Here is a 14,202-nt window from a genome sequence, read left to right as displayed (position 1 = left end):
GCGTCGACCGATGCGCAAGTGCTGCGTGCCGGTTCGTGCCGAGCGGTAGGTTCGAGACGTGGCCACCCCGAAAAAGACCGCCCCGCCGCGCCCCTGGCGGAGCACCGCAGACCTGCCCGTCCGTCCTGCCGCCGCGTGGCAGCCCGATCCCGACACGGCGGCGGGGCGCATCCCGCTCGCGCTGCCACGGCCGAGCACGCCGGACCCGGGCTTCAGACCCACGGCCTTCTCGGGCGAGGCGGTGCCCTTCCAGGTGACGGCGTTCCGCGAAGGTCACGACCTCATCGGCGTGCACCTGCGTCTGTTCTCCCCCTCAGGGGATGAGTCGCTGCACCGCCTGACCCCGCGCAACGACGGGTTCGACCGGTGGAGCGTGCTCGTCTCTCCGCTGGAGCAGGGCACCTGGCGCTTCCGTTTCGAGGCGTTCGGCGATGAGGTGGCGACGTGGGCGCACGCCGCGGACGTGAAGATCGCCGCCGGCGTCGACACCGCTCTGATGCGCGAGTCGGGCGCTCTGCTGTTCCAGCGCGCCGCCGCAGAGAAGTCCCGCCCCGCCGCCGAGCGCCGGCGGCTGGAAGCGGCCGCGAGCCGCCTGCGCAGCCCGGACGTCGCCGATGCCGACGCACTCGACATCGTGCGCGACGGGGAGATCGCCGCAGGGTTCGCCGCGCGTCCGCTGCAGTCGCTCATGACCGTGGGCCCCACCTACGAACTGCTCGTCGAGCGCGAGCGGGCCGGGGTGGGCGCCTGGTACGAGTTCTTCCCCCGCTCCGAGGGCGCCCGTCGCCAGGCCGACGGCACCATCGCGAGCGGCACCTTCCGCAGCGCCGCCGAGCGCCTGCCCGCCGTCGCGGCGATGGGCTTCGACGTGCTCTACCTGCCGCCCATCCACCCGATCGGCGAGATCAACCGCAAGGGCCGCAACAACACCCTCGATCCGCAGCCAGGGGACCCCGGCTCACCCTGGGCGATCGGCTCCGCGGCCGGTGGCCACGACACCGTCCACCCCGACCTCGGCACGATGGACGATTTCCGCGCGTTCGTCGCGGAAGCCGGCCGCCACGGTCTGGAGGTGGCGCTGGACCTCGCCTTGCAGGCCGCCCCCGATCACCCGTGGGTCACCGAACACCCGGAGTGGTTCACCACGCTGCCGGACGGCTCGATCGCGTACGCCGAGAACCCGCCGAAGAAGTATCAGGACATCTACCCCGTCAACTTCGACAACGACCCCGAAGGCATCCGGACCGAGGTGCTGCGCGTCGTCCGGCACTGGATCGCCCAGGGCGTGAAGATCTTCCGCGTCGACAACCCGCACACCAAGCCGCTGCAGTTCTGGGAGTGGCTCATCGCCACCGTCAACGACGAAGACCCCGACGTGGTGTTCCTCGCAGAGGCTTTCACCCGCCCGGCGCCCATGCAGCGACTGGCGATGGCGGGCTTCCAGCAGAGCTACTCGTACTTCACCTGGCGCAACACCAAGGCCGAGCTCGAGGAGTTCCTGACCTCGATCAGCGAGGAAACGGCCGATTTCATGCGCCCGAACCTCTTCGTCAACACCCCCGACATCCTCACCGAGTACCTGCAGTACGGTGGCCGCCCCGCCTACCGCGTGCGCGCCGCGATCGCCGCGACCGCGGGCGCCTCATACGGGGTCTACGCCGGCTTCGAGCTGTACGAGAACGTCGCGCGGCCGGGGTCCGAGGAGAACATCGACAACGAGAAGTACGAGTACAAGCTGCGCGATTGGGCCGACGCCGAGCGCCGCGGGGACTCGCTGGCGCCGTTCCTCACCCGCCTCAACGAGATCCGGCGCGCGCACCCGGCGCTGCGGCAGCTGCGCGACCTGCGCGTGCACTGGAGCGACGACGACGCCGTCCTCGTGTACGCCAAGCATCTGCCGGCCGCGCTGACGCCCACCGGCGAGTCCGACACCGTGATCGTGGTCGCCAACGTCGATCCGCACTCCGCCCGCCAGACCATGGTGCACCTCGACACCACCCAGTGGGGAGTCCGACCCGGTGACCCGTTCGAGGTGGTCGACCTCATCACGGGCGCCGAGTGGACATGGACCGACCACAACTTCGTGCGGCTGGACGCCTTCCAGGAGCCGGCACACATTCTGCATGTGAAGGAGAAGCGATGACCGCGCCCGATGACCGCGTGATCGACACGATCGCCACCGGGTCGTACCACGCCCCCCACGACGTGCTCGGCCTGCACGCCGACGCAGCAGGCTCCTGGGTGGTGCGCGCGCGCCGCCCCCTGGCGGCGACCGTGTCGGCCGACCTCGACGACGGTCGCTCCGTACCCATGCGGCACCTGCGCTCGGGCATCTGGGAGGGCTCTTTCGAGGCCCCGAAGGCCCCCGCGTACCTGATCAGCGCCACCTACGACGACGGCTCGGGCTACGCGGCCGAGGACCCCTACCGGTTCCTCCCCACGATCGGCGAACTCGACCTGCACCTCATCCGGGAGGGACGCCACGAGCAGCTCTGGCATGTGCTGGGCGCCCACGTGCGACGCCTCGGCGACGTCGAGGGCGTCGCCTTCACCGTGTGGGCACCGCACGCCCAGGCCGTGCGCGTCGTGGGCGACTTCAACGGCTGGGACGGTCAGGGCCACGCGATGCGGTCGCTGGGATCCAGCGGCGTGTGGGAGCTGTTCGTCCCCGACGCGGGGGTGGGCAGCGTCTACAAATTCGAGATCCTCACCCGTGCCGGCGACTGGATCCTCAAGGCAGACCCGATGGCGCGTCTGGCAGAGATCCCGCCCGCCACGGGCTCGGTCGTCACCGCGTCCGAGTACACCTGGGGCGACGGGGACTGGGTCGCGGCCCGCGCCGCCGGTGCACCGTACGCCGCGCCGATGTCCGTCTACGAGGTGCACCTCGGCTCCTGGCGCCAGGGCCTGTCGTACCGCGACGCGGCGGATGAGCTCATCGCCTACGTCACCGACCAGGGGTTCACGCACGTCGAGTTCATGCCGCTGGCCGAGCACCCCTTCGGCGGCTCGTGGGGCTATCAGGTCAGCGGCTACTACGCCCCGACCAGCCGGTTCGGCCGCCCCGACGACCTGCGCTACCTGATCGACCGCCTGCACGGCGCCGGCATCGGCGTGATCATGGACTGGGTGCCCGGCCACTTCCCCAAGGACGCCTTCGCGCTGGCCCGCTTCGACGGCGAGCCGCTGTACGAGCACGCCGACCCGCGGCGCGGCGAGCACCGCGACTGGGGCACCTACATCTTCGACTATGGCCGCAGCGAGGTGCGCAACTTCCTCGTCGCCAACGCCCTGTACTGGTTCGAGGAGTTCCACGTCGACGGCCTGCGGGTGGATGCCGTGGCATCCATGCTCTACCTCGACTACTCGCGCGAGCCGGGCGAATGGGAGCCGAACATCCACGGCGGGCGCGAGAACCTCGAGGCCATCGGCTTCCTCCAGGAGGTCAACGCCACCGCGTACAAGCGCTTCCCCGGCATCGCGATGATCGCGGAGGAATCCACGAGCTTCCCGGGCGTGACGGCCCCCACCAGCCAGGGCGGGCTCGGCTTCGGGTTCAAGTGGAACATGGGCTGGATGAACGACTCCCTCCAGTACATCAAGCGCGACCCGATGTACCGGGCGCACCACGAGGGCGAGCTGACCTTCTCGTTCGTCTACGCGTTCAGCGAGAACTACGTGCTCCCCATCAGTCACGACGAGGTCGTCCACGGCAAGGGCAGCCTCATCGCCCGCATGCCCGGCGACCACTGGCAGAAGCTCGCCAACATGCGCGCGTACCTGTCGTACATGTGGGGTCACCCCGGCAAGCAGCTGCTGTTCATGGGCCAGGAATTCGGCCAGATGTCCGAATGGTCCGAAAGCCGCAGTCTCGACTGGTGGATGCTGGATCAGCCGCCGCACCAGCAGCTGCACGCGTTCGTGGCGGCCCTGAACCGCGTGTACCGCGAGCAGCCGGCACTCTGGCAGCGCGACTCCGACGCGGGCGCGTTCGCGCGACTGGGGGCGCCGCGCTGGGACCCCAACGTCGTCGCCTTCGCCCGTCACAGCTACGAGGGCGAGACGGTGGCCGTGATCTGCAACTTCTCCGGCGTGCCGATCCACGGCTTCGAACTGGACCTGCCTTCCGCGGGAACCTGGCGCGAAATCCTCAACTCCGACGCGCAGGAGTACGGCGGATCGGGCGTCGGCAACCTCGGAGCGGTGCACGCCGCTGACGGTGGGCGCGCCACGATGGCGCTGCCGCCGCTGGGCGTGCTGTGGCTGCGCCACGAGGGCAGTTAGCCCCGGCCGCTCCCGGCCGGCGCGACGGATGTCGCGTCCGGCCGGGGGCGGATCAGAACATCAGGCTCGCCAGCGAGCGGCGCGCCTGCAGCACGCGGGGGTCGGCGTCGCCGACCAGGCCGAACAGCTCCAGCAGACGCTCACGCACGGGTGCCCTCTCGTCGGTGGGGAGCGCCTGGAACAGCTCCAGCAGACGCAGGAACGCGTCTTCCACATGGCCGCCGGCCAGGTCGAGGTCGGCCACCGCGAACTGGGCGGCGACGTCGCGCGGGGCGGCAGCGGCAGCGGCGCGGGCGGCCTGCAGGTCCAGCCCCTGCACGCGGGCGAGCAGACGCACCTGGCCGAGGCCCGCGCGGGCGTCTTCGTCGTGGGGGTCCTCCGCGAGTGCCCGCTCATAGGCGCTGACGGCGCGGGCATAGTCCCCCGCCTCGATCGCGTCGAAGGCTTCCGCGTGAAGCGGCGGGATCTGCGGCTCCTCCTCCTCGGCGGCCGGCGCGCCGGCATCGACCGTGCCGGTCACGCCGTTCTGCGCCGCCAGCTGCAGCAGCTGGGCGAACACCTCGCGCACCTGCGCCTCGGGCACGGCGCCCGTGAACAGCGGCACCGGCTGGCCGGCGACGAGGGCGACGACCATCGGGATGGACTGGGCGCGGAAGCCTTGCGCCAGCTGCGGGTTCGCGTCGACGTCCACCTTGGCCAGCACCAGCCGGCCGCCGAGCTCGGTCACGACCTTCTCGAGCACGGGGCTGAGCTGCTTGCAGGGCCCGCACCACTCCGCCCAGAGATCCACCACGACCGGCACGGTGCGGGAGAGCTCCAGAACGGCGCCGAAGGTGGCATCCGTGACATCCATGACCAGCGACGGCACCGTCGGGGCGTCCGAAGCGGCCGCACCCGAGGCTGCGGCACCGCCGGCGGGAGGCTGCGGGCGGTTGCGCAGCGAGGACAGATCGACGGCGCCGCGCAGCACCGCGCTTGTGGTCGGGTCGGTCACGGGATCACCTTCGCGTCGAGGATGTGGGAGGAGTACCCGAGCAGCTGGATGCGCTCGGAGGAGGACTTCGCAGGAACGTAGAAGAACAGCTGGTCACCGAATGTCGTGGTGAACCCGGTGGCCGACTGGGTCGCGCCGGTCAGGGTGGCGACGGTGGGGTTCGGGGAGTCGGCGTCGAGCTTGATGACGGCCTCTTCGGTGGTGGGCCTGACCGTCTCGTTCTCGTTGACCGTCACCGCCACGATCGCGCCGTTCTCCAGCGTCGCCAGCGACACGGGCGCCTGCGAGCCGGGCACCGACTCGAAGGTCAGGCTGCCCGTCTCGGCACCGGTCTGGTTGAACGCGTCCAGGCGCGCGGCGCGGTCGTTGGCGACGCCGCTGCGGAACTGGTCCGCGGCCTCGTCGAACAGGCCGGCGTATTCGCTGGAGTCGCCCTTGTTGAGAACGTCGGCGTACGCTGCGGCGAGCTTCTCCGGTGCGATGGCCAGGAACGCGTTGTCCGGGGACACCTGTGCTGCACCGACGTAGGCCGGGGCGAGCGGCAGCTCGGTGGTGGCATCCAGCCCACCGACATAGGACAGCTTGTAGCCGCTCCAGGGGTCGTCCTGCGTGACGAACATGATGGTGTTGCCGGCCTCCTCGTCGCCGACGACCGCCATGAAGGTGCGCGGCCAGCCGTCGTAGGCCTGCGGCAGGAGGATCGACACCGGCCCGGAGGGGATCGCCGGAAGCGGCTTCTGCTCCGCGATCGCCGCGCGGAGGGTGTAGTTGGTGCGTCGCTCCGCCAGGGCGGGTCCGGTCAGCCGCTTCGCCGCGGCATTCGCGTCGAGGGCTTCATCCGCCGCCGCGACCTGCTCGGAGATGCGGGCGAGGATCTGCGCCGCCTGCGCTTCGGTCACGGCGGGGGCCTGCTGGCTCTCGGGCGCGATCACCGTGGCGGTGGGAGTCGGAGTGGGCGACGAACTGAACTGTGGCCAGGCGTCGGACGTGCAGCCTGCCAGCAGCACGCTCAGGCCGATGGCGGGCACGACGGCGAAGCGGCGGCGGCGCGTGCCGAGCGAGCGACGCGAGGGGCTTGCGGCGATCACGCCCTTCTCCTCCTCCGCGGTCGCCAGGTCGATGGGCTCGGTGACCGGCATCGGCAGGCCCTTCCGGCGCGGCCCGCGAGAGCGGCGGACGTGACGGATGCCGAGGATGTACAGCACGATGCCCACAGCGAGCAGCACGGCACCGCCGACGACGAGCGGGCCCGCCCAGGGGGTCGCGTTCACGACGGGCCAGGTCATCGTCAGCTTCGCGGGTGCGGGCGTGGCGCCGTCGGCGGCGACGAGCACGCTCATGTCCTCGGGCAGCTGAAGGGTCTCGATGAGCAGGTCCTCGTCGGCGAACTCATCGAGCCAGAGGTCGGACCCGGCGGGGTTCAGCGGTGTGGGCGACGCGGCATCCTCGCCGGCTGCGTCCTCGGCCGCCGCGTCGTCTCCGGCGGGTTCCTCGGTCGCTGCCTCGGGCTCCACGATCGTCGTCGTGATCGCGCCTTCATCGTCCACCTCGACGTGGGCGTACTGCCACGGACTCAGCCAGGCGGCGAGATCGTCGGTGCGGCCGTAGGCGGCGAAGATGGGGCCATCGCCCTGGGCGCGCAGCGTCTGCGCGCCGGGGTGGCTCGCCAGCGCGGCACCGTCCACCAGCACGTAGGGCACATCCTGGGTGACCTCGATCGACTCGCTGTACGAGGTCGGGCCCTGGAAGACCGTCCGCTGGGCAACGCCGGCGCCGATCATGAGGGCGGCCAGCACGAAGGCTGCCACGGCCCATACGAATCGCACGAAGAACACCTCTCTGCACCCGAACTCGGGACGGCCGGGCGCACCATCGACATTTCAGCCTAGCGACATCGACCTGAATATGCGTTGGGAGGGCGCGTCCGCACGCGGCAGACCCGCGCGTGCGTATCCTGACGGAACCGATATCCACAGGAGGCGCACGTGAAGATCCAGCACCCTTTCCGCACGGCGCTGATCGCGACGCTGGGTGTGGGCGTGGGGCTCCTGATCATCTCCAGCGTCTCGACGCTGCAGACGATCCTGCTCTACGTCGGAACGGCGCTGTTCCTGTCGCTGGGCTTGGAGCCGGTGATCTCCTGGCTCGTCCGGCGCGGCTTCCGTCGCTGGGTCGCCGTGCTGACGACGATCATCGCCGTGCTGGCGGCGTTCGCGGGCATCGTCCTGATGGTGGTGCCGATCATCGTGGGGCAGGTCTCCCAGCTGGTGAAGCAGATCCAGCGGCTGATCGACCGGGGCGACCTCGACGACCCGGTGACGACCGTCAAGGACTGGATGCACGAGGTGTTCCCTCTGCTGAACGTCGACGAGGTGTTCGGGTATGTGCAGGACTGGTACGACACCCTCGACCTGGGCACGATCGGCACGACCGTCGGCGAGAGCCTCATCGCCATCGGCGGCGCGCTCATCGCCGGGTTCACCGGAGCGTTCATCGTGCTGATCCTCACGATCTACTTCACCGCCTCCACCCCGTCGCTCAAAGCGGCCGTGTACCAGCTCGTTCCGGCATCCAAGCGGGAGCGCTTCATCGACCTCTCCGAGCAGATCACCGATTCGGTGGGCTTCTACGTGATCGGGCAGGCCAGCCTCGGCGTCATCAACGGCGTGCTCAGCGCGATCTTCCTCTCGATCATCGGTGCGCCGTTCCCGGCCGTCCTGGCGGTCGTCGCCTTCTTCTTCTCGCTGATCCCCCTGGTGGGAACCCTGACCGGTTCCACGATCATCGTGCTGGTGTGCCTGATCCCCGGCCTCGGGTCCCCCGGCACCGCGCTGACGGCACTGATCTACTACGCCATCTACATGCAGCTGGAGGCGTACCTGCTCTCGCCGCGCATCATGAACCGGGCCGTGTCGATCCCCGGCGCCGTCGTGGTGATCGCCGCCCTGGCCGGCGGCTCGCTGCTGGGCCTGCTGGGCGCGCTCATCGCGATCCCGGTCGCCGCCAGCATCCTGATCATCTACCGGCAGGTCGTCATCCCACGTCAGAACGAGCGGTGACGGATGCCCCTCAGGCCGCCGGCCCGTCCCACACCGTGGGGAGAGGCAGTGCGTCGGGATTGACCGCCGCGACGATCTCGGTCAGCACCCGGCGGGTCTGGTTCTCCCCCACCCACAGGTGGCGTCCCCCGGTCACCGGGATCATGACGGCCTGCGGGATCGACGCGAAGCGCTCCGCCGCCTCGGCGGGGCGCAGGTAGTCGTCGAGCTCGGGCACGACGATCACGACGCGGCGTCCGTCACCCGCCCAGGCGGCGACCTCGTCTGCGGTCGCGCGGTGCAGGGGCGGCGAGAGCAGGATCACACCCTCGATGTCGTGATCGCGACCGTACTTCAGCGCCAGCTCGGTGCCGAACGACCACCCCAGCAACCAGGGCCGGGGCAGGCCCCGCTCATGCACGAACGCCATCGCCGCGGCCACGTCGAACTCTTCGGCCTGTCCGCCGTCGAAGGTGCCTTCGCTGGTGCCGCGCGGCGACGTGGTGCCGCGCGTGTTGAAGCGCAGCACGGCCAGGTCTGCCAGCGCCGGCAGCCGCCCGGCGGCCTTGCGCAGGATGTGCGAGTCCATGAACCCGCCGGCGGTGGGCAGCGGGTGCAGGGTGACGAGCGTCGCCACCGGGTCGTGCTCGAGCGGCGTTGCCAGCTCGCCGACCAGCGTCAGCCCGTCGAGGGTGTGCAACTCGATCTCTTCGCGATGCGCGGGAAGCTGCACCGGTCCACGGATCTCCACGTCAGCCGATCCTCCAGCAGGCGTTGTGCCAATGACGGCGGTCGGCCAGCGCCGCCGCCTCGCCCAGGATGCCGTCCGCGCGCCAGACCACGACGTGCGCCACGCCTGGATCGACCGTGCGCCCGCACCCGGGGCAGATGTACGTCTTCTGGGCCTGCGAGGCGGCCACGGGCTGCACCGTCCACTCCGCGCCGCGACGCACCTCCGTGCGCTTCCAGCCGGCGATGAGACGGTCCAGCGAATCGTCGCGTGGCCGTTCGGGTCGACGGCGTCGGGAACGGGGCATGACGGCGGAGGTCACCACCAGTGGTTGCTGAGCCAGAAGTCGTAGGCCGCCGCCCAGCTTCCGTAGCGACCGGTGGCGTAGCCGTTGCCCCAGCGGAGGTTGTCCACGGGGTCGTAGCCGTTTCCGGGCACCTTGCTGCACGGGTACGCCTGCACGAGGCCGCACGCACCCGAGGAGCGGTTGGTGGCGTTGGGGTTCCAGCCACTCTCACGGCCCACGATGTAGTCGACGTAGCCCCAGTCGCCCTCAGCGATGCCGGCAGCGGACATCCACTCGGCGGCGCTGCCACCGCCGGTGTAGAAGACGGGGCCGGCAGCAGCCGCGGACGAGCCCGTGGACTCGGCGGCAGCGGGCTCCGGCTCCGGCGTCGGGGTCGGCTTGGGCGTGACGTACACGCTGTAGCCGCTGCGCTCGAAGGTGACGGGCTCGGGCGTGGCCTGCGCGGCGTCTCCGGCGAGGGCCTGGGCGTCGCTCAGCGAATCGGCGTACAGCGACACGGGCGCCTTGTCCTCGGCCACGGCCTGCGAGAGCGACCCGCCGAGCGGGCCGATGTAGGCGCCGGCGAACCCGGCGACGGCGAGGGTGGCGAAGACCGACAGCACCCCGCGGCGACGCGACCAGCGCGGCTGCTGGGCCTCGCGCATCGAACGGCGGGTCGGTGCCGCGCCGCGCAGTGCGGGCGGCCGAGTGGCCGGGGCGGAGATCTCGTTGCCGGAAGTCACAGTGTGCGAGAGTCTACCGGCTCGGCCGACCGACGGCATACGCGGCTGGTCGGTGCCGCTCAGCCGATCGCGAGCATGACTTCGACGACGGCGTCGAGCACCGCGTCGACCTGCGCTTCACGGTAGCCGCCACGCTGCATGCGGAAGGCGACGGTGCGCACCTGATCGGTCGTCAAGGGAGCGCCGTCGGCGAGGTAGGCCGCGAGCCGGTCGGCGACGATGTCGACCTCGTCGACCCGGTAGCCGTAGCGGAGCGCGGAGACGCGATCGAACCGGCGGCCGCGCGGTCGGGCCAGACGGTCGAGCACCTCCTGTGCGAGCTCACGCGAACGGCCGACCCAGGCCCGCGCGCCGGCCCGCGACAGCGCGTACTCCCGCTCGCGAGCGGCGAAGGCGTCCTCGATGCGGCCGAGGGCGGCGTCCACGGCGGCGATGACGTACCCGTGGCGCACGAGCGGGAACCCGGCGCGGCGCACCTCGGTGCTGCCGAGCGTGGCTTCGGCGGGGTCGGATTCGAACGCCGCCCGCGCCTGCTCGAGGAACGCGTCGACCGCCTGAACGTCATAGCCCTTCTCACGCCCCCGGGTGAGGGGGAAGGGCGCCGCGGGCGCCGTCTTCTCGGTGGCGTCGTCGCCGGCGGCATCCGCGTCGATGTCGGCGCCCAGAGGCTCCGCCGACGGCGCGTCGGTCTCGTGCGCGTGAGAGAGGGTCATGCCGCCACCAGGGGGAAGAAGACGAAGTACAGAGCCAGGGCCGGCACCGTGGAGGGCAGGATGGAGTCCAGTCGATCGAGCACCCCACCGTGTCCCGGCAGCCATGAGCTCATGTCCTTGATGCCGAGGTCCCGCTTGATCATCGACTCGCCGAGGTCACCGAGGGTCGCCGTGGCCAGCACCGCGAGACCGATGACGACGCCGGCCCACCAGGGCACCTGCAGCAGGAAGATGCCGAACAGCACGCCGGCGGCCACCGCGGCCAGCACGGCACCGCCGAAGCCCTCCCACGTCTTCTTCGGGCTGATGCGCGGGGCCATGGGATGCTTGCCGAGCATGAGCCCGAATGCGTAGGCGCCGGTGTCGGCGGCCACCGCGGTGCCGATCATCGCCAGCACCCACCACTCCCCCTGGTCCTGCCGCAGGAGGATGAGCAGCAGGCTGCCGAGGAACGCGACGTACAGCTGCACGAATCCCGAGATGAGGGTGTCCGAGAGCACATCGCCGTACGTCCGGCCGTCGTTCGCCGCCATCTGCGCGACCAGGCGCCAGACGATCACGAAGGCCACCGCCGCGAAGGCGACGGCCCAGTGCGTGAAGTAGTCCAGGAAGTAGCCCGACAGCACGAGCGCGAGCGCGGCGATGAGCTGCGGCACCACGTCGACGCGTCGTCCGGCGCTCTGCAGGGCGCGGGAGAACTCGAACACACCCAGCAGCGCGACAGGGATGGCGAACACCAGGAACAGCTGCTTGAAGAACATCAGCGAGCCGATGACCACGACGCCGAGCGCCAGTCCGATCAGGGTCGCGACGATCAGGTCACGTCCGGTGCGCTGCTTGATCTTCTCGTTGGCCAGGTCGAAGTCCGCGCGGGCGCGTTCCACCTGATGCTCGAACTCGGAGCGGGCGGCCCGCAGATGGGTGCTGAACTCGACCCCGGGGTCGCCGGGGGTACGCCGACCGTCCGAGCGCCGAACGGGGGGATCGAGCGGGCGCTCCGCGTCGTCGGAGGGGTCGGTCATCGCCTGTCAGACCTCGAGCAGCTCGGTCTCTTTGCGCTTGAGGGCCTCGTCGATGGCGTCGACGTGCGACCGGGTCAGCGCGTCAAGGTCCTTCTCGGCGCGGACGAGCTCGTCCTCGCCGACATCGCTCTTGAGGGCGTCCAGGTCGTCCTTGGCCTTGCGGCGGATGCCGCGGATGTGGACCTTGTGGTCCTCACCCTTGGTGCGCACGAGCTTGACGTACTCCTTGCGGCGCTCCTGGGTCAGCTCCGGCATCGTGACCCGCACGATGCTGCCGTCGTTGGACGGGTTGACGCCGAGGTTCGGGGTGTCGCGGATGGCCTGCTCGATGGCCTTCAGCGCGGACTTGTCGTACGGCGAGATGACCAGCGTGCGGGCCTCGGCGTTGTTCAGCGAGGCCAGCTGCGCGAGCGGGGTCGGCGTGCCGTAGTAGTCCACCAGGATCTTCTGGAACAGCTGAGGGTTGGCGCGTCCGGTGCGGACGGTGGCGAAGTCATCCTTCGCGGCCTCCACAGCGCGGTCCATGCGTGCTCCGGCATCGGCCAGCACATCGGCGATCACGGTCACTCCATTCGTCGGGGCAGGTCGTTCAAGTCTAGTTGAGGGTGGTCCTCACCCAGGGGCGCTACGCCGCGTGGGCGTCAGGCGGTCACGAGGGTGCCGATGGGCTCGCCCAGCAGCGCCCGCGTCACATTCCCCGCCGGCTCCATGCCGAACACCCGCATGTCCATGCGGTTGTCCATGCAGAGGCTGAACGCGGTCGAGTCGACGACCTTCAGCCCGCGCTGCAGCGCGTCGGCGTAGGTCAGGCGGTCCAGGCGCGTCGCGGACGCGTCCAGACGCGGGTCGGCGGTGTAGACGCCGTCGACGCCGTTCTTGGCGACGAGCACCTCGCTCGCGCCGATCTCGAGCGCACGCTGGGCAGCGACGGTGTCGGTGGAGAAGTACGGCAGCCCCGCGCCGGCGCCGAAGATGACGACCCGGCCCTTCTCCATGTGGCGCTCGGCGCGGCGCGGGATGTAGGGCTCGGCGACCTGCGTCATCGAGATGGCCGACTGCACGCGGGTGGCGGCGCCCGCCTGCTCGAGGAAGTCCTGCAGCGCCAGGGCGTTCATCACCGTGCCGAGCATCCCCATGTAGTCCGCTCGCCCGCGGTCCATGCCGCGCTGGCTCAGCTCCGCGCCCCGGAAGAAGTTGCCCCCTCCGACGACGATGGAGATCTCCACGCGGTCCACAGCGGCGGCGATCTCGCGCGCCATCTGGCTGACGACGTCGGGGTTGACCCCCAGCTGGCCTGCTCCGAATGCTTCTCCGGACAGTTTCAGCAGAACGCGGCGGCGTCCCGTGGCCTCATCGATCACGTGTGGTCCTCTCGTCTTCTACAACCTAGCGTCGGGCATGGGAAAGGCCCGCACCGAAGCGATGCGGGCCTTTCTCGCGACTTACGCGCCGACCTTGAAGCGGGCGAAGTCGGTGATCATGATGCCGGCGTCCTTGGCGACCTGGGCGACGGACATCTTGTTGTCCTTCGCGTAGTCCTGGTCGAGCAGGGCGACCTGCTTGAAGAACGCGTTCACGCGTCCCTCGACGATCTTCGGAAGTGCTGCCTCGGGCTTGCCCTCGTTGCGGGAGATCTCCGTGACGATCTCGCGCTCCTTGTCCACGTCGGCCGCGGGGACGTCCTCGCGGGAGAGGTAGGTGGGGTTGGCGAACGAGATGTGCTGCGCGATGCTGCGAGCGGTCTCGGCGTCGTCACCGGAGTAGGCGACGACCACGCCGATCTGCGGGGGCAGGTCCTTGCTGGTCTTGTGCAGGTAGACCTCGAAGTTGTCGCCGGTCAGCGTGCGCACGCGGCGCAGTTCGACCTTCTCGCCGATGATGGCGGCCTCGTCGTCGATGAGCTGCGCGACGGTCTGACCGCCGGCGTCGGCGGCGAGGGCGGCCTCGACGGAGTCGGCGTCGACGGCGGCGGCCGCGTCGGCCACCTTGTCGGCCAGCGCGATGAAGCGGTCGTTCTTGGCGACGAAGTCGGTCTCGGTGTTCAGCTCGAGCAGCGTGACCTTGCCGTCACGCTCACGGGCGACGACGAGGCCTTCGCTGGTGGAGCGGTCGGCACGCTTCGCGTTGCCCTTCGCGCCCTTGAGTCGCAGGATCTCGACGGCCTTCTCGAGGTTGCCGTCGGCCTCCTCGAGCGCCTTCTTGGTGTCGACCATGCCCGTGCCGAGCTGGTCGCGCAGCGCCTTGATGTCGGCGATGGTGAAGTTTGCCATGGGTGGTGGCTCCTAGGTTCGGTGGCTTTGTCGGTGGTGCCGCGGGGGGGGGGCCCCGCCCCCCCCCCCCCCCCCCCGCGGGGGGTATACGGGGGCCGCTGGGGGGCGGGGGCGCAGGCGCC

13 protein-coding genes are annotated in these 14,202 nt (G+C 70.4%); 3 read left to right on the top strand and 10 right to left on the bottom strand.

Translation table 11 applies throughout. From position 1 onward, the window contains the following. The first annotated feature begins 58 nt into the window (after window positions 1-58). A complete protein-coding gene (locus tag NQ165_RS01300; RefSeq protein ID WP_257530546.1) occupies window positions 59-2,143 on the top strand; it encodes an alpha-1,4-glucan--maltose-1-phosphate maltosyltransferase in 2,085 nt (694 codons plus the stop codon). Beyond that, a complete protein-coding gene (gene glgB / locus NQ165_RS01295; RefSeq protein ID WP_257530544.1) occupies window positions 2,140-4,284 on the top strand; it encodes a 1,4-alpha-glucan branching protein GlgB in 2,145 nt (714 codons plus the stop codon). Before NQ165_RS01300 ends, glgB begins: the two co-directional genes overlap by 4 nt. A gap of 52 nt (window positions 4,285-4,336) precedes the next feature. On the opposite strand, the gene NQ165_RS01290 is transcribed toward glgB, so the two are convergent. Next, window positions 4,337-5,278 (bottom strand): tetratricopeptide repeat protein, encoded by a 942-nt coding sequence (locus NQ165_RS01290; protein WP_257530542.1) that lies wholly within the window; start codon window positions 5,276-5,278, stop codon window positions 4,337-4,339. Next, window positions 5,275-7,104: a glycosyl transferase gene (locus NQ165_RS01285; RefSeq protein WP_257530540.1), complete on the bottom strand. Its 1,830-nt coding sequence runs from the start codon at window positions 7,102-7,104 to the stop codon at window positions 5,275-5,277. The genes NQ165_RS01290 and NQ165_RS01285 overlap by 4 nt, the downstream gene beginning before the upstream one ends. Window positions 7,105-7,263: 159 nt before the next feature. On the opposite strand from NQ165_RS01285, the gene NQ165_RS01280 reads away from it, so the two are divergent. Beyond that, on the top strand, window positions 7,264-8,337 hold the full coding sequence (locus tag NQ165_RS01280; RefSeq protein WP_257530538.1) for an AI-2E family transporter: 1,074 nt from the start codon (window positions 7,264-7,266) through the stop codon (window positions 8,335-8,337). Between the two features lie 10 nt (window positions 8,338-8,347). Here the strand turns inward: NQ165_RS01280 and NQ165_RS01275 are convergent, their stop codons facing one another. The 8 genes from NQ165_RS01275 to tsf all read right to left on the bottom strand — a co-directional run bounded on the left by NQ165_RS01275 (window position 8,348) and on the right by tsf (window position 14,080). Next, a complete protein-coding gene (locus NQ165_RS01275) occupies window positions 8,348-9,067 on the bottom strand; it encodes an alpha/beta hydrolase (protein WP_257530537.1) in 720 nt (239 codons plus the stop codon). A 1-nt stretch (window position 9,068) separates the two neighbouring features. Continuing rightward, window positions 9,069-9,353 (bottom strand): hypothetical protein, encoded by a 285-nt coding sequence (locus NQ165_RS01270; protein WP_257531699.1) that lies wholly within the window; start codon window positions 9,351-9,353, stop codon window positions 9,069-9,071. Between the two features lie 11 nt (window positions 9,354-9,364). After that, on the bottom strand, window positions 9,365-10,075 hold the full coding sequence (locus NQ165_RS01265; protein ID WP_257530535.1) for a lytic transglycosylase domain-containing protein: 711 nt from the start codon (window positions 10,073-10,075) through the stop codon (window positions 9,365-9,367). Window positions 10,076-10,134: 59 nt separating this feature from the next. Continuing rightward, window positions 10,135-10,788, bottom strand: coding sequence for a DivIVA domain-containing protein (locus NQ165_RS01260; RefSeq protein ID WP_257530533.1), 654 nt, complete (start codon window positions 10,786-10,788; stop codon window positions 10,135-10,137). Beyond that, window positions 10,785-11,810: a phosphatidate cytidylyltransferase gene (locus NQ165_RS01255; RefSeq protein WP_257530531.1), complete on the bottom strand. Its 1,026-nt coding sequence runs from the start codon at window positions 11,808-11,810 to the stop codon at window positions 10,785-10,787. The genes NQ165_RS01260 and NQ165_RS01255 overlap by 4 nt, the downstream gene beginning before the upstream one ends. A gap of 6 nt (window positions 11,811-11,816) precedes the next feature. Continuing rightward, window positions 11,817-12,371 carry a ribosome recycling factor gene (gene frr, locus NQ165_RS01250; RefSeq protein WP_257531697.1) on the bottom strand — a complete coding sequence of 185 codons (555 nt, stop codon included), beginning with the start codon at window positions 12,369-12,371 and terminating at the stop codon, window positions 11,817-11,819. An 80-nt stretch (window positions 12,372-12,451) separates the two neighbouring features. Next, window positions 12,452-13,171: a UMP kinase gene (pyrH, locus tag NQ165_RS01245; protein ID WP_257530529.1), complete on the bottom strand. Its 720-nt coding sequence runs from the start codon at window positions 13,169-13,171 to the stop codon at window positions 12,452-12,454. A gap of 81 nt (window positions 13,172-13,252) precedes the next feature. Further along, the gene (gene tsf / locus NQ165_RS01240; RefSeq protein WP_257530527.1) at window positions 13,253-14,080 is read right to left on the bottom strand and encodes a translation elongation factor Ts; all 828 of its coding nucleotides are present in this window, start codon (window positions 14,078-14,080) and stop codon (window positions 13,253-13,255) included. Window positions 14,081-14,202: the final 122 nt, after the last annotated feature.

This window comes from Microbacterium sp. zg.Y1084 (assembly GCF_024623595.1).
Lineage (GTDB): Bacteria > Actinomycetota > Actinomycetes > Actinomycetales > Microbacteriaceae > Microbacterium > Microbacterium wangruii.
This window is presented reverse-complemented; position numbering and strand designations above follow the sequence as displayed.